Source organism: Bradyrhizobium sp. ARR65, from assembly GCF_000472385.1.
Taxonomy (GTDB): Bacteria; Pseudomonadota; Alphaproteobacteria; order Rhizobiales; family Xanthobacteraceae; genus Bradyrhizobium.
In genome coordinates this window covers 107,670-128,389 of sequence record NZ_AWZU01000013.1, presented here as the reverse complement: position 1 = coordinate 128,389, position 20,720 = coordinate 107,670, and the positions used below count along the sequence as shown (strand labels likewise).

Annotated in this window: 14 protein-coding genes and 1 pseudogene; 10 read left to right on the top strand and 5 right to left on the bottom strand. The window is 62.4% G+C overall.

Annotated features, from left to right (window positions below):
* Positions 1 to 22 precede the first annotated feature (22 nt).
* Positions 23 to 1,720, bottom strand: a complete 1,698-nt coding sequence (locus F758_RS0116835; protein ID WP_024508957.1) for a hypothetical protein — start codon at positions 1,718 to 1,720, stop codon at positions 23 to 25.
* Between the two features lie 547 nt (positions 1,721 to 2,267).
* On the opposite strand from F758_RS0116835, the pseudogene galE reads away from it, so the two are divergent.
* The 5 genes and pseudogenes from galE to F758_RS0116800 form a co-directional block, all read left to right on the top strand.
* Positions 2,268 to 3,244: pseudogene (galE, locus tag F758_RS47850) on the top strand (UDP-glucose 4-epimerase GalE); the annotation flags it as partial.
* 982 nt (positions 3,245 to 4,226) lie between these two features.
* Positions 4,227 to 5,141: an ABC transporter permease gene (locus tag F758_RS0116815; protein ID WP_024508955.1), complete on the top strand. Its 915-nt coding sequence runs from the start codon at positions 4,227 to 4,229 to the stop codon at positions 5,139 to 5,141.
* Entirely contained in the window at positions 5,138 to 6,025 is an 888-nt protein-coding gene (locus F758_RS0116810; protein ID WP_024508954.1) for an ABC transporter permease, read from the top strand. Before F758_RS0116815 ends, F758_RS0116810 begins: the two co-directional genes overlap by 4 nt.
* The gene (locus tag F758_RS0116805) at positions 6,025 to 7,005 is read left to right on the top strand and encodes an ABC transporter ATP-binding protein (protein WP_024508953.1); all 981 of its coding nucleotides are present in this window, start codon (positions 6,025 to 6,027) and stop codon (positions 7,003 to 7,005) included. The genes F758_RS0116810 and F758_RS0116805 overlap by 1 nt, the downstream gene beginning before the upstream one ends.
* Positions 7,002 to 8,012 carry an ABC transporter ATP-binding protein gene (locus F758_RS0116800; RefSeq protein WP_024508952.1) on the top strand — a complete coding sequence of 337 codons (1,011 nt, stop codon included), beginning with the start codon at positions 7,002 to 7,004 and terminating at the stop codon, positions 8,010 to 8,012. Before F758_RS0116805 ends, F758_RS0116800 begins: the two co-directional genes overlap by 4 nt.
* Here the strand turns inward: F758_RS0116800 and F758_RS0116795 are convergent.
* Positions 7,991 to 9,517, bottom strand: coding sequence for an ABC transporter substrate-binding protein (locus F758_RS0116795; RefSeq protein ID WP_198026507.1), 1,527 nt, complete (start codon positions 9,515 to 9,517; stop codon positions 7,991 to 7,993). The two genes, F758_RS0116800 and F758_RS0116795, sit on opposite strands and share 22 nt — an antisense overlap.
* 253 nt (positions 9,518 to 9,770) lie before the next feature.
* On the opposite strand from F758_RS0116795, the gene F758_RS0116790 reads away from it, so the two are divergent.
* From F758_RS0116790 to F758_RS0116780, 3 genes are all read left to right on the top strand, one after another.
* Entirely contained in the window at positions 9,771 to 10,184 is a 414-nt protein-coding gene (locus F758_RS0116790) for a hypothetical protein (protein ID WP_024508950.1), read from the top strand.
* A 68-nt stretch (positions 10,185 to 10,252) separates the two neighbouring features.
* Positions 10,253 to 11,482 carry a YcaO-like family protein gene (locus tag F758_RS0116785; RefSeq protein ID WP_035722291.1) on the top strand — a complete coding sequence of 410 codons (1,230 nt, stop codon included), beginning with the start codon at positions 10,253 to 10,255 and terminating at the stop codon, positions 11,480 to 11,482.
* On the top strand, positions 11,479 to 12,240 hold the full coding sequence (locus F758_RS0116780) for a TfuA-like protein (protein WP_024508948.1): 762 nt from the start codon (positions 11,479 to 11,481) through the stop codon (positions 12,238 to 12,240). The genes F758_RS0116785 and F758_RS0116780 overlap by 4 nt, the downstream gene beginning before the upstream one ends.
* Positions 12,241 to 12,271: 31 nt before the next feature.
* On the opposite strand, the gene F758_RS0116775 is transcribed toward F758_RS0116780, so the two are convergent.
* The gene (locus F758_RS0116775) at positions 12,272 to 13,357 is read right to left on the bottom strand and encodes a hypothetical protein (RefSeq protein ID WP_024508947.1); all 1,086 of its coding nucleotides are present in this window, start codon (positions 13,355 to 13,357) and stop codon (positions 12,272 to 12,274) included.
* A gap of 494 nt (positions 13,358 to 13,851) precedes the next feature.
* On the opposite strand from F758_RS0116775, the gene F758_RS44090 reads away from it, so the two are divergent.
* Complete coding sequence (locus F758_RS44090) at positions 13,852 to 17,181, top strand: adenylate/guanylate cyclase domain-containing protein (protein ID WP_084305456.1); 3,330 nt, start codon at positions 13,852 to 13,854, stop codon at positions 17,179 to 17,181.
* 162 nt (positions 17,182 to 17,343) lie between these two features.
* Here F758_RS44090 and F758_RS0116765 read toward each other — a convergent pair whose 3' ends face one another.
* The gene (locus F758_RS0116765; protein ID WP_024508946.1) at positions 17,344 to 18,897 is read right to left on the bottom strand and encodes an FAD-dependent monooxygenase; all 1,554 of its coding nucleotides are present in this window, start codon (positions 18,895 to 18,897) and stop codon (positions 17,344 to 17,346) included.
* A 189-nt stretch (positions 18,898 to 19,086) separates the two neighbouring features.
* Here F758_RS0116765 and F758_RS0116760 point away from each other — a divergent pair, with 189 nt between their 5' ends.
* Entirely contained in the window at positions 19,087 to 19,683 is a 597-nt protein-coding gene (locus F758_RS0116760; RefSeq protein WP_024508945.1) for a TetR/AcrR family transcriptional regulator, read from the top strand.
* Positions 19,684 to 19,906: 223 nt separating this feature from the next.
* On the opposite strand, the gene F758_RS0116755 is transcribed toward F758_RS0116760, so the two are convergent.
* On the bottom strand, positions 19,907 to 20,584 hold the full coding sequence (locus F758_RS0116755) for a cupin domain-containing protein (RefSeq protein WP_024508944.1): 678 nt from the start codon (positions 20,582 to 20,584) through the stop codon (positions 19,907 to 19,909).
* Positions 20,585 to 20,720: the final 136 nt, after the last annotated feature.

Genomic DNA, 20,720 nt, shown 5'->3' with positions numbered 1-20,720 from the left:
CAAGTCGGGGCGGGATTTGACCTCACTCGCCGAGCCCGCGACGATTGGCGTAGATTTCGGCGAACGGGCGGCCAAACCGCGTGACTTCATCAACCAGCACGGCCGTCGTGCCGACGGCACAAGGCCAACGCTCGGTGGCGATCAGGTAATCGGCCTTCTGCAGATCGGTTTCGACAATCCAGTTGCGACGGAACATCACGCCCGCAAATTGCTCGCGCCAGGCCAGGCACACCAGCACGCGCGGTGGATCGCCGGCGAACCGGCCTTCGGCGTCAATTCGATGCTCGAGGCGGCGCAGCGCCTCGGGAACCGCCATGCTCCAATAGTCGAGGTCGAATCGGCCGTGGGCGCCGGCCACGCCGCCTGCCAAACCGTTCATCGCGATATATTCGAGCGGATGCAGGATGACGAGCGTCACCACGATGGCAGCGGTGTGCGCGACCCCGACGGCCACCGGCACAATTGGGATGCGTCGCAAGAAGGGCAAGAGGCTCGCGAGCCCACGCGCGGCCACGATGGCGAGCATTGGGATCACGAACAATATATGGCGGACTCCGTCATAGAGCGTCGAGCCCTGCAGGATGAGCACTCCGACAGGCCCGAAAGCCGCCATGCTGACGACCAGCACCGCGCGCGATTTTGCAAGCTCAGCCGCAAGCGGTCGCAGTCCCACAACGCCAGACCGATGTAGGGCGCCGAACGTGGCGCGGGTCCACGACCCAGCAGCCCCGATCCAGACCGCCATGCCGAGCAATAGCAACGCCAAAAAGCCCTCAGGCAAGCGCGCCAGGAGCTGTCCGGGGATGTACCAGGCGGGCACGTTATCGGTGAACGTGCGCCGGCCCCAATTCTGGAATTCGAACGAGGTGTCGAGCTTGGCAAAATGCCTGTAGGCCTCGAGGAATTGTGTGAATGGATTTCCGATCTGCAGCCATGGCCAGAGTGCAATCGCCGTCAGCCAAGCGATGAGGATAACGAGCAGCGTATGCAAGGCGATCTGGCGCAAATTGCCATGGCCGGCGCGGCCATGGCGCAGCAGCGCCTCAAGCGCGCACAGGCTCATGCCGCCGACGAGATAGGCGTGCGTGATCACTCCGCCGGTGCGGGTCGCGATGGCGAGGCCGGTGGCAAGGCCCGTCGCCAGGGTCAGGCGCCAGCTCGGCTCCTCCTGCCGCACCATCAGGACGATCGCGAGCGTCGACCAGGTCATGACGAACAGGAACGGCACGTCGATCGGGGCGAAGAACAGGCTGCCGTACAGGAAACCGGTCAGCAGGCAGAGGGCGAGCGCCGTCAACCCAGCCCAGTACCCGACCGTGAGCCGTGCGATCGGCACGACGGCGGCGAGCCCAGCGAGGCCGAACAGGAAGGTCATCGCATGCCGGACCGTGATCGGGTTCGCGAGCTCAAGCCGCTGCACGGCCGCGACGAGCATCTGAAACCACGGTCCATACATCCACAGATAGTCTTCGACTGTCTCGAACTGAGACCGGTCCGCAAAGCCGCTCGTGTACCAGGCAAGCGCCTTGGGGCCGTAATCGTCGGTGTTGAATTCGTCGGTCGACACACCGTAATCGGCGGCGGTCACAAGCCCGATGACCAAGGCCAAGCCCAGCACAAGGAGCACGAGCAGCGTCTCGGCATGGCGAGCAAAAAATGCGAGGCCGAGTTTCGGCCACGCAATCCCGGAGCCGTCGTCATCGACCCGTTCAAGCGCCATGCATTGTCCTTAACTGGTTGCATGACAACGCACTCGTGCCGCTCGAAATGTGGCGGGAGTTCGCGCGGAGGAATCGCCAGCCAATTGAAGGTATCGAATGGGGCGCGGTGGCGAGCGTTTGGCAGCCGTCAACCTTGCGCACCTTGATCTGTCGGAGGCGAGCAACGCCTAGAATAGCATCGCTGCGTACCACCAATGCGATCGAGCGGCTGCACGAGGAGTTCAAGCGGCGGATCAAGACGCACATGTCCTCCCCTCGGCCAACCCGCGCCGGCCGGCATCACATCAGCGACATCACAACCAGCTCACTCGAGAACGAACCCCCAGCGTACCTCAAATGTTGTCTTGGCATGGGCTTCGATAACGCGCCTGAAGGGAACATTGTTCCGAACTTTCAAATCACGTCGCGCGTCGTTTCCACGGCGGCGCACGATCGCGAGAAACAGCAGTGGATCCTTAATCCCGATCCCGAGACTTTGTGCAGCACTTCACCAGAAATCACTCCTTTGGCGACAAAAAGAGAGTTCATTCTCCCTGGGCGATAGCAATGGCCATCCTTATCACCGGAGGTGCCGGATACATTGGGAGCCACATGGCGTACGAACTCGCTGATCGTGGCGAACAGCCCGTCGTGATCGACGATTTTTCGTCGGGCTTCGAATGGGCAATACCATCCGGAGTTCCGGTTTTCGTTGGCGACATCGGGGATCAGCGGCGAGTTGCGCCGCTGATCGCGAAGTATGGGATTTCGGAGATCATTCATTTTGCGGCGTCTGCCGTCGTTCCGGAGTCGGTTGCCGAACCGCTTCGATATTATCGCAACAACACGACAAATTCCCGAAGCCTGTTCGAGATCGCAATCAGGAGTGGAGTGCAGCGTTTCATCTTCTCCTCGACGGCTGCGGTGTACGGGAATTCGCCGGCAAATCCTGTCACGGAAGAGACCCCCGTTGCGCCCGTATCACCTTACGGCTCATCCAAATTCATGGCCGAAACAATGCTGCATGACGCTGCACGCGCTCATGGCCTACGCTACGTCATCTTGAGATATTTCAACGTAGCAGGCGCAGATCCTGCTCTGCGCACTGGGCAGGCAACGCGAGGGCAACGCATCTTATCAAGGTTGCAGCGGAAACTGCCGTCGGTCTGCGAGAAAAGATGCAGGTTTTCGGCACCGATTATCCCACGCCTGACGGGACCTGCATCCGCGACTATATCCACGTGAGCGACCTCGTAAACGCTCATTGTCACGCGCTTTCATACCTGCGCGGTGGTGGAGAGTCCCTGACGCTAAATTGCGGCTACGGTCGCGGCTTTTCGGTCTTGCAGGTGATCGACGCCATGCGGCACGAATCCGGAAACGACTTTCCCGTCGAACCTGCCGCCCGCCGACCTGGGGATCCGACGGAGATCGTGGCGTCGGCGGAACGAATGCGCAATCTGCTGGGCTGGCGCCCCCAATGGAACGATCTTTCCCTGATCGTCCGCCATGCGCTCCTTTGGGAACGCAAACTATTGGCACAAGGTAACGCAAGACTTCCCTCCAGAGGGGTCTCAGCTGGTCCCACTCCGTCCCATTGTCGGCAGGGTAAGGCGGACAAGCGTCCACTGCGCGGAAGTTCAACATTCATCCAAGAACAGGTGACGCGCCGGCAATGAGCCTGGTGATGGAAGCTGTGCCATGCCTCGTTGAGCGGTGAGCAATCAGTCAGCGAGAATGTCGTAGAACATCGCGGAAACTCGCAGCATGGCGGTCCCAAGAGGAATCGAACCCCTGTTTTGGCCTTGAGAGGGCCACGTCCAAGCAGTTTGCTTCGCGCGTAAGGTGATGGACAAGCACGTCAGCTACGGAAGGACCACCACGTACCAACTTCGGCTCGCGCCATGGGGACCGCTATGAGCCGAGTGACGTGTCAGTGTCGCACGCACTCTACTACAAGCTCCCAACCGGGCAGTCTCGCTTGCATATTGCTGCATCAAGGTGCGTTCGGCATGGCTTGGTTCATCGTGGTGGGATGCGGCTGACTGACCAAGGGGGCGCTCCGATGGGCGCAGCGGTTTAAGCTATCGGCGAAATTTTACGTGAATGTGTCACACGCCGGTCGTTGACGAGTTGGCACCGGCACGGACCGTGTGATCTCGGAAAATCAATGCCCATTCCGACAAATTTGGTCGTCCAACGTGACCAAGAGCCGTTCATCGCGTCAAATCGAATCGCCTCGATCTCCTCATGACCAGCGTTGCCTTCGATCATAAGCGCAACCGATCGCTTTGCGCTGAAGCACCTCAGCCTTGTCGAAAAATTGGAAAGAGCGAGACCAACAACCAACCCAAGATGAACTTGACGAGCTCTTTGACCACTTCGAAAGCAGTCGTCGACAATTTATGCCAATGGACCGTATCGCTCAGTATGCCGTTCGACAACTATGCGCCAGGGCGAGATTTGCCGACCCGAGGTCTGCATCTCAAACTTGCCGTAGTCCATCGGCTGACGTAGTTGTCGACAATGCTGTCGTTTATCCTCCGTAGGCTGTGGCTGGCCGCGCTGGTTTGCCTCACCGTCCTGGTCGTCAGCTTCACGCTGACACACCTGTCCGGCGATCTGGCCGCGTCGATCGCAGGACCAAACGCCACGGCCGCAGATATTGCGATCATTACCAAGAACTATGGCCTCGACCGGCCGCTGGTGGTGCAGTTTCTCGATTGGGCCAGCCACGCCGCCGAGGGCGATCTCGGCCGCTCCTACCTCTTTCACGCTCCAGTTTCAGGACTGATTCGCGACCGGCTTCCAGTAACGCTGACACTTGGCCTGACCGGCCTTACCATCGCGCTGCTGATAGCCCTGCCGCTCGGCATCCTCGCCGCAGTGCGTGAGGGCTCGGCGATTGACCGGGGGATCATGCTGGTGGCGCTTCTCGGGCAGGCGATGCCTGGCTTCTGGCTCGGCCTGGTCCTGATCGTCGTGTTCGGCCTCGACCTGCAATGGTTGCCGATATCGGGCATCGACACCTGGCAGGGCTATATCATGCCGGGATTCGTGCTGGCCTTCTCGGCCATCCCTGCGCTGATGCGTCTCACCCGGTCGGGGATGATCGAGGCGTTGTGCGCGGATTACATCCGCACCGCGCGCGCCAAGGGTCTGAGCCGGTCGATGATCATTCTCAAGCACGCCTTGCGCAACGCGGCCATGCCCGTGGTCTCGATCACAGCGGTGCAGCTCGGCTTCATGCTCGGAGGCTCCGTCGTGACGGAATCTGTGTTCGCGCTGCCGGGCCTCGGCTATCTCGCCTGGGAATCGATCACCAAGAACGACTTTCCGGTGGTTCAGGCCGTCGTGCTGTTCCTCGCCATCATCTATATCGTAGTGACACTGCTGGCGGACATGTTGAACGCGCTGCTCGATCCGAGGTTACGAGCATGAAAGCGGCTCACGACACTTACGCCCCGTCGAAGCGCTGGCGGCTGCCCACCTTTGGCCACTTCGCGACGCTGCTCGGAGCGGTGATCGTGGCTACCGCATTCCTGGTCGCGGTCTTCGCGCCCTATTTGACGCCGCACGATCCCTTTGCGCAGGATTTGAACCTGCGCCTCATTCCTCCGATATGGATGGAGGGCAGCCAGGCCACGCATCTGCTAGGCACCGACCAGATTGGGCGCGACTACCTGTCGCGCCTGATCTATGGCACGCGCATCTCCGTTCTGATCGGCGTGCTGACGGTCGTCACGTCCGGCATCATCGGCATCACGCTTGGCATCCTCGGCGGGTTCTATGGCGGGCGGATCGATGCCGTCGTAATGTTCGTGATCACCTGCCGCCTCTCAATTCCGCTGATCCTGGTGGCGCTGACGGTGGTGGCGCTGGTCGGCAGCTCGTTGACCGTGGTGATCCTCACGCTCGGGCTGCTGCTGTGGGAACGGTTCGCCGTGGTGGCGCGCACTACCACCATGCAGGTGCGGAACCTCGATTATATCGCCGCCGCACAGGCCGCCGGTGCCTCGCGCGCGCACATCCTCTTGCGCGAGGTGCTTCCCAACATCGCCAACCATCTTGTGGTGGTGGCGACGCTGGAGATGGCGCTCGCGATCCTGCTCGAAGCGGCGTTGTCATTCCTCGGGCTCGGCGTTCCGCAACCTCTGCCGAGTTGGGGGCTGATGATCGCCGAGGCCAAGGAGTACATGTTCTTCAGCCCGTGGGTGATCGTGGCTCCCGGCGTCGCGCTGTTCATTCTGGTGCTCGGCATCAATCTGCTGGGTGACGGGCTGCGCGACATGCTGCGCGCCGATTTGCGGCAATGGCGCTCGTGATGCCGAATGCAGTGCTGAGCATCGCGAACCTGCGCGTATCGTTCCCCCGGATGGAGGCGGTGCGCGGCGTCTCGCTCGCGCTCAACCGCGGTGAGGTACATTGCGTCGTCGGCGAGTCCGGGTGCGGCAAGTCCATTTCGGCGCTGTCGGTGATGAACCTGCTGCCGCGCGGTGCGGTCCGCAGCGCCGATCACATCCGCTTTCACGAGCACGATCTGCTCGGCATGTCGGAGCGGCAGATGGCCCGGCTGCGCGGCGACAAGATCGCGATGATTTTCCAGGAGCCGATGACGAGCCTGAACCCGGCCTACACGGTTGGTTCGCAAATGGCCGAAGTGTTCGAACGCCATCGGCGGACGACGCGGCGGCAGGCTCTGGACAGGGCGGCCGAATTGCTGGCCCGCGTCGGGATCACCGCGCCGGGCATGCGCCTCGCGCAATATCCGCATCAGCTCTCCGGTGGCCTGCGCCAGCGCATGATGATCGCCATGGCGCTGATGTGCGATCCGGAACTGCTGATCGCCGACGAACCCACGACGGCCCTCGATGTCACGGTGCAGGCGCAGATCCTGCGCCTGCTGCATAAGCTGCAGCAGGAGATGGGCCTGGCCCTGCTGCTGATCACACATGATTTCGGCATCGTGGCGCGCATGGCACAGCGTGTCTCGGTCATGTATGCCGGAGAAGTGGTCGAGAGCGGCCCAGTCGAGCAGATCTTCAAAGCGCCGACACACCCCTACACGCGAGGTCTGCTGGACTGCATTCCCGTGCCCGGCGTGACCAAGGCGGGCGAGCCCCTGGGCAGCATTCCGGGCGTCGTCCCTCGCATAGCGCCGGGCTTTTTGGGTTGCGGCTTTCGCGACCGCTGCACACTGGCGACGGCCGAATGCGCCGAGACCATGCGCTTGCGCGATGCGGGCGCCGATCACTTCTATCGCTGCAGGCTGCCGCCGAACTGGAAGCAGGGCACCGCGCCATGACGCACGCGATCGAAGTGCGCAACGTGTACCGGGAATTCCAGCAACGCAGCAGTCTCGGGCGCGCGCGGGGCGCGGTGTGCGCCGTCGACGGTGTGACATTCTCGGTTGCCGCAGGCGATGTGCTCGCCGTCGTCGGTGAATCCGGCTGCGGCAAGTCGACGTTGGCCCGCTTGATCATGGGGCTGTTGCCGCCAAGCTCCGGCGAGATCCTGGTCGATGGCCGCAGCCTCGTGTGCGTGGACCGGCGCGAACGCGCCCGTCTGATCCAGCCGGTGTTCCAAGACCCGTTCTCCTCGCTCAACCCGCGCCAGCGCGTGCGCGACATCGTCGGCCTGCCGCTGGCATCGCAAGGCGACCTGCCGAAGGCACGGCAGAGCGACCGCGTCATGGAGATGCTGGCGCGGGTTGGAATTTCCACCGAGATGGCCGAGCGGCTGCCTGGCCAACTCTCCGGCGGCCAGCGGCAGCGCGTCGCCATCGCCCGTGCGCTCGTGCTGCACCCACGCATCGTGGTGTGCGACGAGCCGACCAGTGCACTCGACGTCTCGGTGCAGGCGCAAATTATCAACCTGCTCGCGGAATTGCGGCGCGAGCTCGGGCTAACCTATCTCTTCATCAGCCACAATCTCGCGGTCGTCGAACATATCGCGACCGAAGTGGCGGTGATGTATCTTGGCCGGATCGTCGAGCACGCGCCGACGCAAGATTTGTTCCGGCAACCGATGCACCCCTATACGCAGGCGCTGTTCGCCTCCGTACTGACGCCGGATCCGGCGCTGGGCGTCCCCGATGTAGCTCTCGGCGACGCCTACCCCGATCCCACCAACATCCCCTCGGGCTGTCGTTTCCACCCCCGCTGCCCGAAGGCGTTTTCGGAATGCCCGGCAACTGAGCCGGACAACATCCGCAAGGATGGCCGTCTTGTCGAATGTCTGCTTGCGGTTGACAACCAGACGAGAGCAGATCGAGGAGACGGTTCGGTGGCTCACTTCCAGCTCGACAGGTAGAAGCGCGGCAGATCGTCCGGGAAGCCTTGAAAGCTCAGTTGTTTTGAAAAGGCGACGTAACGGACGGCACTAAACAGCGGCACGAACTCGGCCCGTTCGGTCGCGATCCGGATGGCCTCGCTGTAGGCGTGGCGGCGCACTTCCGGATCAAGCGTCGTTCCGGCCTTTTTCAAGAGCTCCTGCACGTCGGAATCGCGCGCATAATCGTCCAGCCCGCCGCCGAGGAAATAAGGCATGAAGGCAGAGACGTCGTTGATGGAGTTGCTGCCCCAACTGCCAGAATACAGCGGCGCCTCACCCGCTTCCGCCTTCTGGATGGCGGCGCCGATCTGCAGTTGCTGGATGCGCAGGTCGATGCCGACGGCCTTGAGGTAGTTCTGCAATGCAGCGTTGATCTGCGGCGTGTTGTAGGAAATCAGCTCGGTATCGAAGCCATTCGGATAGCCGGCTTCGGCCAGAAGCTGCTTCGCCCTGGCCGGATCGTAGGGGTATTTGACGGCCGCCGATACGTCGCAGCCGAACTGGCTCGGATAACACGGCGTGTCGATCACCTGAGAATCGCCCTGGATTAGCTGCTTGGCCATGGTTTGACGGTCGATCGCCGAGAGGATCGCCTGGCGGACCTTCAGCTTGGTCAGCGGATTATCGGTGCCGGTGCGGCCGGCCGCATCGATCGTCATGAAATAGACCCGCATCGTCCCGAAACGCAGCGCTTCCAGATTCGGCATCCTTGCGATATTGGCGAACTGATCGGCATTGTAGCCCCAGATCCAATCGGCCTTGCCGCCGAGCAACTCGGTTATTTCGGTCGTGGCGTCCGGCACCTCATGGATCTTGATGTAGCGGATCGCGGGCCGCCCTTTGGGGCTGCCGGCGTAGTGGCCGTCATATCGCTCCATCTCGATGTGCGTGGTGCCGTCCACCTTGGTGATCTTGTAGGGACCGGTGCCGATCGGGGCGCGGGAGAAGGCGTCGGAACCGACCTTCTCGCGATAGGCCCTTGGCCAGATCGGCGTCACCATGGCGAGGTATTCCATCACGGCGGGCGACACGCCGGTCAGTTTCACCCGCACCCGAAAGTCGTCGAGCTTCTCGGCGCCGGCGAACGACGAGTAGTAGGCGGGAATCGCCACCCGTTTGTCGTGGATGATCGTGTTGATCGTGTACACCACGTCGTCGGCGGTAAAGGGGTCGCCGTTCTGGAATGTGACGCCCTGGCGCAAGGTGAAGTCGATGGTGGTCGGATCCACCTGATGCCAAGAGGTCGCCAGCGCAGGCTTGATCTCCATCGTCACGGGATCGCGATAAACGAGGCAGTCGAAGGCCTGGAATGCCACGACCATGCCGGTGCGCTGCGAATTGTAATAGGGATCGACGTCAGGAATGGCTTCGCGCCAGGTGATGCGCAGCGTGTCGGTCGATTTTTCTGCAAACGCCGGCGCCACCGTCGCAAGCGTCATGCAGACCGCCGGTATCGCGTTACGAAGCCAAATAACCAATCGCATCTGTTTAGCCCCAATTCCGAAAAGCAGGGGTCGAGGAAAGACCAGCCCGGCAGCAGAAGCAACCCGCATGCCGCTGGATACGGGTTGGTGCCGCAGGTCGCTTGGTCTTCGAGGACCGACCGAGCGACCGAATGGGCCGCTTCGCGGGCCGCCGGCCCCTCGGCCACGCGGCATTTGAACCAGCTCACTTGACTCCGCGATACCGAGCCGTGTTCTATTCAACTCCCACATCCTGCCCGTGTGAGGGGGTCACATGCCGCGCGCGAAGCTGAAGAACGTCTGGTCGCACCTACCTGCTTGGGGAGCGCTGTTGCTGGGTTTCGGAACGCTGATTGGCGACGCCAGGGCGGACAGGCCTGCACTCGGGCCATCCGGAACGACGCCAGAGCCGTCGAGTCGATCGGCATCAAGGGCGGACGAAGTGTTGGTCAGGATCGACGGCGAGAAGATCTACATCTCGCAGGATGGCGACAGGTTCGAGGAATTGCGCCTGGGCGATAACCCCGAGGCTGCGTATTTGAAGACGCTTTTGCGCCATGAGGGCGCTGACGGACGCTCGGTGTCCGTTCCCGTCGGCTCGATGATCGTCGCAAGCGGCGGCGGGAGCGGCAAGGGCGAGAAGCCCAAGCATTCGCGGGCAACAGGCAATATCGGAAGCAGCAAATGATCCCGTTCTTGCAGCAACGCGACCACTAGGGACCGCCCTCTCCCATGGAGCGGCCGGATTTCGCCAACTTGGCGAATGGCCTCCATGGCCCGGTGCTCAAATCGTTCACGCATGGAACGCATCGAACGACCGCGCCGGAAGAGACGCTGGCGCGCGTAGCGCCGGTGGCACGGCAGATCGGCATCACCCGTCTGGGCAATGTGACGGGACTGGATCGGATCGGAATTCCGGTCACCGTCGCCGTTCGCCCGAATTCGCGGTCATTTTCGGTCTCGCAGGGCAAGGGCCTCGGACTTCCCCAGGCACTGGCCTCGGCCATGATGGAAGCGATCGAGCTGTTTCATGGCGAGAACCTCACGGAGCGCACGGTGGTCGCGAGCTTCCGCCGGCTCTCGGCGGAAACCCGCGCGGTGTCCCCCGACTTGCTCTGCGGCACCGGCATTCCGCTTCCCGATCAAGCCGAGATTGCCTGGATCAAGGGCTATGATCTGCTCGGCCGCGAGCCTTGTTGGGTGCCCTGGGAAGTGGTGCATACCGACTACACGCTGCCGACCAGTCACAGCGGCGAGCACTTTCTGTCCGGTACCAACGGATTGGCGTCCGGCAACCATCTCGCTGAAGCGATCAGCGCCGCCATTTGCGAGCTCGTCGAACGCGATGCCGTCGCCCTGTGGCATGCGCAGGACGTGCACGCGCGATCGCGCTGCCGGGTGGATGTCGCCTCCATTACCGACGATGATTGCCGTGGCCTGCTTGACCTCTACGAGAGGGCAAGAATCTCCCCCCGGCTTTGGGACGTCACGTCCGACCTCGCAATGCCCGCATTCATTTGCGACATCCCGGCTGCGACCGACGATCCCTCAGGCGGATTGAGACGATATCGAGGAGCCGGCTGCCACCCCAATCGGGCCATCGCGCTCGCCCGGGCCCTGACCGAAGCTGCACAAACCCGGCTCACCTATATCGCCGGTATCAGGGACGATCTCCTGGACTATACGGAGTCGGCAAGGGACAGACTGGGTGCAGCCCTGCTCGATGCGGCGTCACAAGCGGCCGAAGCACGCTCCTTTACGGACGTTACGAGCTTCGATGCGGATGACGTCACGGCGGACTTGCGGTGGGAGCTTGACCGATTGCGCGCGGTCGGCGTGGAACGGGCGGTCGCGGTCGATCTCACGCGTCCGGATCTTGGCATCCCCGTTGTCAGGATGGTGATCCCCGGCCTCGAATGGGATTGCACTCATCCCCGGTACGTTCCGGGCTCTCGGGCGCAAAGCGCCCGCGGTCGCGCCGAATGAGCGCCGTCATCTTTGCAGGGCCGTCACTGCCGCCGCACGTGCGCCCTCATGTGGCGGGGTTTGAATGGCGGCCGCCGCTGCGCCGCGGCGATCTCTATTTGGCCGCTTTGCAGCGGCCGGCGCTGATCGGCATCATCGACGGATATTTCGAAACCGTGCCGACGGTCTGGCACAAGGAAATCCTCTGGGCGATGGCGCAGGGCATCCATGTCTACGGCGCCGCCAGCATTGGAGCGCTGCGGGCGGCAGAGCTCGCCGAATTCGGCATGACGGGTATCGGTCATATCTACCGGAAATTCCGCGCCGGCGAATTGACCGATGACGATGAAGTAGCCGTTCTGCACGGGCCCGCTGAGGTCAACTATGTCCAGGTCACCGAGGCCATGGTGAATGTGCGTGCAACCGTCGACCGCGCGCGGAAGTCCGGCATCGTGGAGCCGGACCTCGCATCCGCCCTCGTCGAGACCGCCAAGTCGCTATTCTATAAGGACCGAACCTACGAGGCGATCCTGAAACGCGCGACCGGGCGCGGCCTTGCGCAAGCGGCACTGGATCGCTTCGCGGCGTGGCTCCCTCGCGGACTGGTTGATCAAAAGCGCATCGATGCGGAAGAGATGCTCCACGCCATGATGGGCCATCTCGAAGGCGGCGTGACCCCGCTTGAGGTAACTTACCAGTTCGCTCACACCTTCGCTTGGGAGGAGGCTCGCCAGCTCATCGAACGGGCAAGCGACGCGGCTTCGGACCCGCCCTCCTGAGTTGGGTGTCACATTCTCCGGGCCGCGTTCGTCATGGCTGACCCGTCAGGAACCCGAGCGCGCGCAAACACTCGACCTTCTTTGCCAAGACGTCGGAGTTGAGCAAGTCGGACACATTCACGTCCTGGCCACCCAGCCGAAATTCGATGGCCTGATTTGGTGTCGCATCGGCCAGCACTTTGTATTTGTACGTTTCAGCCACATCTTCGATGGGATTGGGAATCGCTGCAGGACTGGTGAATTCGTGGCTGCTGTACACGCTTCTAATCACGTCGTTTGCAGCCCCAACCCTGCCTTGCCGCGCCAGCGTTCTCAGTCGGCTCAGGCTGACATCAGGATTTTTCGGCCTGTTGTTGTATTGCTCGCCAAAATCGACCCATCGCCGCATGTTCTGATGAAACCGGCGCGAATCCCACGATGCGTTGATGAAGGCATCTTCGAAGCACGCGCTTTGCGGTGGACCGCTCACCTCCCGTCGCGGGTGGGCCGGGTCAACTCCATCCCCGTTGGAATCGGCGAGCAGGATGTGGCCGAGTTCGTGGGCTAGTCCGGCCAGAACCGTCAGCTCCGGATCGGCAGGAGCGGACGATCGCAAACGCAGCAGCCGCGCTCGATCAAATCGACCACGGAGTTGCACAAGCCTGTCCACCGTCTCGTTTTCTGTTTCGGCGACTGATTTCCTGGTCGCCAGCTCGGAGTCGGAGATGGCGAGATAAACGCCCTTGCCCGGCGGGCGGTCCGCGCCTTCCCAGAAGCCCCACCCCCATGGCCCCCAAAGGTTCGCCTTCGTCACGAACAACTGCGTCAACCGACACAGCTTGCCCTTCATGTAGTCCGGCGCCCGGCTATACGCCTTTGCCAGCACCTCCTTTTGCTGATCGGACACCTTGCGCTTGTCGCAAGCCGGGGGCCGGTATCCCCCGTCCATGCCAGCCCTCCCTGGATTATAGGAGGTGTAGCAGGCCTTCTCCGCAAACTTCTTGCCATCCGGGTCGCTGTCACACGTCCCTTGGAAATGACTGACAGGTGGTTCGGTTGGCTTAGGCCGCTCGGCGGCCTGCACCGAATAAGCCGCAATCATCAGAACGACAAACGTAAACAACGTGTTCGACTTCATCGCCACGCCTCCAATCCTCCCCGGGGTACCCGTCCGATAAGATCGGCCCGACACCCGGATGTGTTCTAGGGGCAGCCGATGATCACGTATTTGTGGAATTAGCCGCCCTGCCCTCTCGCCTATTCAACAACCACGCCGTGTGGGAATACAAGCCCAATTTCCTCATTTGCCGGTCGCCTGACGTATCGGCTGGATAGGCCTTTGACTTGTGGCCGGCGCCTTCTTGCCGGCATAACGGGCAGCATCAGCTTGCAATTTGTACCACCCTGGCGCCATAAAGTGCTGTTACGGCTGCGGCCGAGTGAATGCTTGCGTGGGTCTCCAACCGGCGCCGGCGCTCGAATTTCATTTACCGACGTATTTTTTTATTATGACGATAATCCTTCAAGGCTGCCTGCCGCAGGCACGTCCCACCACTGGAGCGCCAAACTGGCGCAGATGGGCACTGAACGGCGCCCGTGCTATCCTGATCCGCCAGGTCTGTAAGGTGTGGTATGGAGTGCCCTAACTGCCGCGCAGACGTCTCAGAACTTGCCAGGTTCTGCAGCCAGTGTGGATCGGCATTGGTGCTCAGCTGTCCTTCCTGTGGCAACAGCGAAGCGCACGGCTCGAAGTTCTGTGGCAAATGCGGCACGAGCCTCGCGGGCTCGGGCGGGGCTATTCGAAGTCCCGAACTCGCGCCAAGCCTGCCCCGAGCAGCGCTCGCCGAGCGTAGCCACCTCACGATAATGTTCTGTGACCTTGTCGGCTCGACGGCGCTGTCCGTCCGTCTCGACATCGAAGACTTTCACGAACTCATCGGCGCTTACCACAAGCGCGTTGCAGAGATTGTGCCCCGGTTCGGCGGCTTCGTATCCCGCCGCGTCGGTGACGGTGTCCTGGTCTATTTCGGTTATCCGGACGCTCATGAAGATGATCCCGAGCAGGCCGTGCGGGCCAGCCTGGCTTTGATCGAAGGCATCGGGCGCATTGAGAGCCCGGAGCCGCTTCAGATCAGGATTGGCATCGCCACCGGCCTCGTGGTGGTGGGTGACCTGATCGGATCGGGAAACGACGCGGAGGTTCTGGGCGAGGTACCCAATCTGGCCGCCCGGCTGCTTGCTCTGGCCGAGCCAAACATGATCATGATTGCCGAGAGCACACGGCGACAGATCGGGTCGATTTTTGCGCTGGAGGACCTCGGGTTCAAGGAACTCAAGGGCTTCACCGAGCCTCAACGCGCTTGGCGGGTGCTGGGCGAGAACCGCTTCAAGAGCCGTTTCGAAGCCCTGCGCTCGGCTGAGACACCGCTCGTCGATCGCCAGGAGGAAACCGAGCTCTTGCTTCGGCGCTGGGCACAGGCAAGAGCCGGCGAAGGGCGTGTCATCCTGTTCTCCGGCGAACCCGGCATCGGCAAATCGCGCCTGACGGTGGCGCTCCGGGATTTGCTTGATACGGAGCAGTACACCGAATTGCACTACTTCTGCTCGCCTCATCACCAGGCCAGCGCACTCTTCCCGGTCATCAATCTGCTCGAGCGTGCCGCCGGATTCGGGCGGGAGGACACGCCCGCGGCTAAGTTGGATAAGCTGGAAGCGTTGATGGCCGAAACCTCCGCGGCCGAGCGAGACGTGGCGCTGTTGGCTGACCTCTTGCTGTTGCCCACTGGACGCTATGGCAGCGTTGAGCACAACCCGCGACGCAGGAGGGAGGAGACTTTCGAGGCATTGCAGCACCAGCTCACCGCGTTGGCGCGGAGGAAGCCGGTGTTGATGATCTTTGAAGACCTGCACTGGATTGATCCGACCACGCAAGAGCTGCTCGACCTCTTCATTCGTCGGATCGGCCGCATGCCCGTCATGCTGATTGCAACGTTTCGCCCGGACTTTGTCGCGCCGTGGGCAGACCAGCCGCACGTGACCATGCTGACGCTCAACCGTCTGAACCGGTTCGATAGCGAGGCCTTGGTCCGGCAGCTCGCGGCGAAAGCGAAATCATTGCCGAGTGAACTGATCGGAGAAATCGTCGAGCGCGGGGATGGCGTTCCGCTGTTCCTGGAAGAGGTGACCAAAACCGTCGTTGATGCCAGGCCGGCCCGGCGGGCCGAATCCTCAACGTCGCGCCCGTCGCTCTCGGTGCCGCCGACACTGCATGCCTCCTTGATGGCAAGGCTTGACCGCATCGGCCCCGCGGCCAAGGAGATTGCGCAGATCGGCGCGACAATTGGCCGGGAGTTTTCCTACGAGCTCGCGGCCAAGGTTGCCGAGCGGCCCGAGGGGGAGATCAAGGAGACGCTCGATCGGCTGGTCGAGGCCGGCCTGATCTTCCAGCGCGGCGAGCCGCCGCGATCGAACTTTCTGTTCAAGCATGGCTTGCTGCAGGATGCCGCCTACAGCACCCTGCTGCGGGACCGGCGCCGAAGCCTGCACGCGCGCATTGCGCAGGCAATCGAGGAGATGTTTCCCGAGATCGTCGAGAGCCAGCCCGAAGTGGTGGCGCGCCACCGGACCGAAGCGGGTCTGAGGAAGCAGGCTGCAGTCTATTGGCAGCGCGCCGGTGAGCTGGCCTTGCGCCGCTCGGCCGGAAGCGAGGCGCTGAAGCATTTTTCCAGCGCGCTGCAACTTCTGGATGAGATGCCTGATTCGGCGGAGCGCTGGCAGCAGGAGCTCGACATCCGGCTTGGACTGGGCACCGCCCTGGTCAGCGCGCGCGGTTTTCGTTCGGCAGGGCACGAAATCGTCGATCACTACGCCCGAGCCGTCACGCTCGGACGTGGACTTGGCGATGACAAGAAGCTCTTCAGGGCGATGTGGGGGAACTGGTACACGAACCTGATTACGGGGCGCACCGAGCAGGCGCTTGGAATGGCCAACGAGCTCGTTGAGGTGGCCGAACGGCTTTCTGATCCCGATCTGATGCTTGAGGCCTATCATTCGCGCTGGGCGAACTCCCATGTGCTTGGCCTCAATTCGATCACCCTTGCCGACACCGAACGCGGTATCGCGCTGTACAATCCCGAGCGCCATCACGCGCATGCTTACGATTATGGTGGTCACGATACGGGCGTGTGCGCCTATGCGCACAGTGCCATCACTCTCTGGGTCACGGGCTTTGCGGACAAAGCGACGCAAATGTCGGTTGCCGCGCTCGAACTGGGCAGTCGGCTCGGCCATCCTCCGAGCCTGGCCCATGCGGCATGGTGGTCGGCAGCGCTTCGGCAAATGCTCCGTGCCCCCGAGCCGTGCCGTGAATATGCCGAGCTGACGATACGCATCGGGCGCGAGCAAGGGAGCAACATCTTCGTGGTGTGCCCGCTTCTCCTGGGCTGGACCGCGTTTCAATGCGGGCAGGTGTCGGAGGGCCTCGAGCGCATGGAGGATGCCGTCGAGGCCACGCGGCAGTCGGTACGACGCTTCTATTACGAGTACGAGCTTCTGGTGTTCGCTGAGGCCCTGCTGAAGGCCGGCGAGCTCGACCGCGCACAGCAAGTCGTCCAGGAAGCGGTCGAGGTCATCGCGACCAGCCGCAACCGCCTATTCGAGGCGGAAGCGCATCGGCTGGCGGGAGCATGCCTCGCGGCTCGCGGCGGCGAAGCGATCGCGGAGGCCGCGCGGCGGCTGTTGCAGGCGATCGAGACCGCGAACCGGCAAGGGGCGCTTGCGTTCAAGCTTCGTGCCGCCACCAACCTCGCCCGTCTGTGGCAGGACCAAGACCGGAGCGGCGAAGCGCGCGACCTTCTCCAGCAGGTCTACAGTCAGTTCACGGAAGGATTCGATACCCCCGACCTCAAGGAGGCCAAGGCTCTTTTGGACGAGCTGGACGTCAACGGCGCTTCGCGCCGATAAGAGCGATTCAGGACATTATGGCCAAGCCTCTGTTTGGGAATTTCCAGGCCCCCGACAGCCGACGTTCCGGCGGCAGACGCGTTATTCGGCTCGGGGTCGGAAGCCGACATCACCCTGCGGAAGCATATCCCTGACCAGCGATATCGAGCCGGTCCAGGAGCATTATTGCGAGGTGGGTTCACGCACCTCCTCGGGTTCGCCGAACCATCTCGATGCGGCTTGAGCGGCCTGCTCTGGGTCAGGGGTGACCTCAGCGGCCCAGGCAACAACGCCATCAGGGCGCACAAGCACAGCGCTCAGACCCAGCCGATCCTTGACCTCGCTTGCGACATACGCGATCCGACCGCTCCAGCGACCTGCAACCGCTCGAAGCTGTGACCGAGCGTCAAAGTCCAGGAAGAGTCCTTTCCCCTTGCCGAGGAGCTCGGCGAGGTTTGTTCCGTCGGCCAATTCGAAGTCGGGAGCGCTGAGGCCAACCAGCGGATGGCCGCCGCCAAGATCGTAGCGGAGAGAAACACCCCATACGCGCTCAGCAAAATATGTCGCGCCGTCGCGCGTATCCATGAGATCACGGATGATAGCTTCGAGCGCGCGCGTACTGGGGGTCGGCCGCATGAGCGCGACCTGGGCACGCGACCAATCGAGTATCTGCACTCCTATCGGATGCCGCTCGCTGAAATAACTATCGAGCAGGCCGACCGGGGCGCTGCCGCGGATCGTGGAAGCCAGCTTCCAGCCAAGGTTCATCGCGTCACCAAGCCCGAGGTTGAGGCCTTGGCCGCCCAAGGGGGAATGGATGTGCGCGGCGTCGCCGGCGAGCAGCACCCGCCCTTTGCGGTATGCGGTCGCCTGATAGGCGCGATCCGTCCAGGTCGTGGCAAGCTTGAGGGCCGTCAAGGTGACATCGGCCCCAGAGATACGGCGCAATACGGCCTGCACATGCTCAAGCGCAATTGGCTGGATTCGGTGGAAAGCGCCCCCGTCGAAATCGACCATCGCGATCGTCCCCGGCCGCGAATAAGTATACATGCCCGTCGGCGTGTAGTGGCGGCCCGGGCGGAGCTTGTCCGGATCGGCCATATCGACTTCAACGGAATAGCCGGTGAACTCCGGGTCGGTGCCGACGAAGTCGAAGCCGCCGGCCTTGCGAACTGTACTGCGGCCGCCGTCACAACCGACAAGCCAGCGCCCGCGAAAAGTCTGACCACCAGCGCGAATAGTCACTGCTTCGCCCGATTGGCTGAGATCCTCGACGCCGATACCGCGCCTGATCTCGACCCCCATTGCGCGTGCGCGAGCAGCCAACACGGATTCGAGGTGCTCCATCTCGACAGCCACGCTGGTGCTGGCTGGACTTGGCAGGCGATACTGCCACTTCGAGGTATCGATGTTGTCGTGGTAGAACTGGATGCCGGCGAAATGGCCGCCGGGACGGCGCGGCAACTGCATCCAATGCGGGATGGTCGACGCGCTGCTGCCGCCTGCCTCATCTTTCGCGCGTTGTGCCGCTACGATGTCGTTCAGTAGCCCGCGACGATAGAAGGCTTCGATGGTGGGCAGCGAAAGGCCGCGCAAGCCGAATGGAAGCCGCTTCAGAGGGGACTTCTGTTCCTCGTTTTGCTCCAGCACCAGCACGGACAGCTCGGCGAGGCGCAGTTCACACGCCAGAAACAGGCCGACAGGGCCGCCGCCGGCAATCACGACATCATACAGCAAAGTGTAAATCCCCCATCGCTGTCGTCAGCGCCACCATCGGCGGCATATTCGCCCCGCCGAAAGGCTCCGTCACTGGCCACGTCCCGGCTTGAGTCATGTCGCGGATCCTTCCTAAAAACTTGCACCGAGTGCGATCTTTTATTACACTCGGTGTAATTTCGCAAGTGCCATCGGCCAGAGTCGGTTTATATGAAAAGCACGTCAGAAAGGCCGCAGGGCCTTAGGGAACGCAAGCGGCGCGAGACGTCCGAACGGATAATCGAAAAGGGTTTGAAACTGTTCGTGAGGAACGGCTACGAAGGCACCACGCTCGACGCGATCGCGGAGGCAGCCGGCATCTCGCGCCGGACCTTTTTCTATTATTTCAAATCCAAAGAGGACGTTCTGCTGGCCGCGCATGATAGCGGCTTCCGCGAAGCGTTGAGGCCCGCGATGCTCGACGAGTCTCCCGATCAGACTCCTCTCGAAGCCGTCCAAAAGTGCCTGATCAAGCTCGCTTCACGCTACGAGACGAAGGAGTCCATTGTCTTCGACCGCCTGATGCAATCGACCGAGGCACTCCGCGCGCGGAAGGAAGCCGTTTTCGTCGAGACGGAGCAGATCCTGCTGGAAGCGATGTGCGAGCTTTGGCCGTTGCCGGGACGGCGGGACGGGCTTCGGCTGGTCGCGATGGTGGCGATGGGTACGTTGCGTCTAGCCCTGGACAAGTGGAAACAGCACAACGCGGCGCGCCCGTTGGCTTATTACCTCCGTCAGAGTTTCACACTTCTGGCAAAACAGTTCTAAACATCTCCGCTACGAGTCGATGACGTCACGGTAGGCGATCCTGGGGATGGCGACCTCCCGGCCGAGGAGCTCGTCAGCGAGACGTTACTCGCGCCCCTCGCGCAACTAACGAAAACCGGCCGTTGCCGGCGCCGATAGCCTTGTGCTTCACAGAGACTCGTCGAGAGGTCAAACGGTCGCGACCGTCTTCGTATCACGCGGAGGGTCCGATTACGGCTCGAGTTTATGGCAGTTGGCAGACGTCTGGGTGAAGCAGAGGGGCGTCCTTCAACCAGACTTTCGCGCCTTCCGGACCGGAGATAGCGCGCAGCACTTGTCCGGCCGGCAAGCGGACCCAGCTCTGTGACGTTAGCGTCTGATCGCCAATCGACAAGCTCCCCGCGAGAACAAGCGCTTCAAGCCCGCGTGCGTTCTCGACTATGATCGTTTTGCCCGGCATCCAACTCTCGAAACGAACATTTTCGACTCCGTCGTCGAACAATTCGGTGGCACTCGCCGCGCCCGATCTCGGCTCCAGCGAACGACCTTCCGCGGGCCGTCGCACCATCTGGTCGCGATCGCCATTCCGGAATTGCCAAAGGCGCACGAAGATCGTGCAACCATCCTTCGATGCGGGGACATGCGAGGTCCCGGGAGGGTTGCGGAAGTAGCTGCCCGCCGGGTAATCGCCGTGTTCGTCCTGAAAGACTCCGTCGAGAACGACGATCTCCTCGCCACCGCCGTGCGTATGGCGCGGGAACGCGCTATGCGGGGCGTATCGCACGATCGACGTGGCGCGCGCCACCTCGTCGCCGATGCGGAACAGCATGCGCCGGTCGACGCCGGCCGCCGGGCTCGATGTCCATGGGAGCTGCGCGGCGTGAACGATCACCGGAACAGTCAGGTCGTCATTGATGCGCATCGCGCTCCTCCCTCATGGTCAACACCATTCTGAACTTGGCCTGGCCGGACTTCATCCGTGCGATCGCCTCCGCAGCTCTCTGCAAGGCATGGTCTCGATGCGCGGACGTACGCCCGCGAGCAGGCTGAAATCCAGT

Excerpts from the sequence above, each read along its gene's own strand:
- F758_RS0116755 (WP_024508944.1), bottom strand. The coding sequence starts at position 20,584 with ATGCGCATCAATGACGACCTGACTGTTCCGGTGATCGTTCACGCCGCG.
- F758_RS0116815 (WP_024508955.1), top strand. The coding sequence starts at position 4,227 with ATGCTGTCGTTTATCCTCCGTAGGCTGTGGCTGGCCGCGCTGGTTTGC.
- F758_RS0116810 (WP_024508954.1), top strand. The coding sequence starts at position 5,138 with ATGAAAGCGGCTCACGACACTTACGCCCCGTCGAAGCGCTGGCGGCTG.
- F758_RS0116775 (WP_024508947.1), bottom strand. The coding sequence starts at position 13,357 with ATGAAGTCGAACACGTTGTTTACGTTTGTCGTTCTGATGATTGCGGCT.
- F758_RS0116790 (WP_024508950.1), top strand. The coding sequence starts at position 9,771 with ATGCCGCGCGCGAAGCTGAAGAACGTCTGGTCGCACCTACCTGCTTGG.
- F758_RS0116795 (WP_198026507.1), bottom strand. The coding sequence starts at position 9,517 with ATGCGATTGGTTATTTGGCTTCGTAACGCGATACCGGCGGTCTGCATG.
- F758_RS44090 (WP_084305456.1), top strand. The coding sequence starts at position 13,852 with ATGGAGTGCCCTAACTGCCGCGCAGACGTCTCAGAACTTGCCAGGTTC.
- F758_RS0116800 (WP_024508952.1), top strand. The coding sequence starts at position 7,002 with ATGACGCACGCGATCGAAGTGCGCAACGTGTACCGGGAATTCCAGCAA.
- F758_RS0116805 (WP_024508953.1), top strand. The coding sequence starts at position 6,025 with ATGCCGAATGCAGTGCTGAGCATCGCGAACCTGCGCGTATCGTTCCCC.
- F758_RS0116835 (WP_024508957.1), bottom strand. The coding sequence starts at position 1,720 with ATGGCGCTTGAACGGGTCGATGACGACGGCTCCGGGATTGCGTGGCCG.
- F758_RS0116760 (WP_024508945.1), top strand. The coding sequence starts at position 19,087 with ATGAAAAGCACGTCAGAAAGGCCGCAGGGCCTTAGGGAACGCAAGCGG.
- F758_RS0116780 (WP_024508948.1), top strand. The coding sequence starts at position 11,479 with ATGAGCGCCGTCATCTTTGCAGGGCCGTCACTGCCGCCGCACGTGCGC.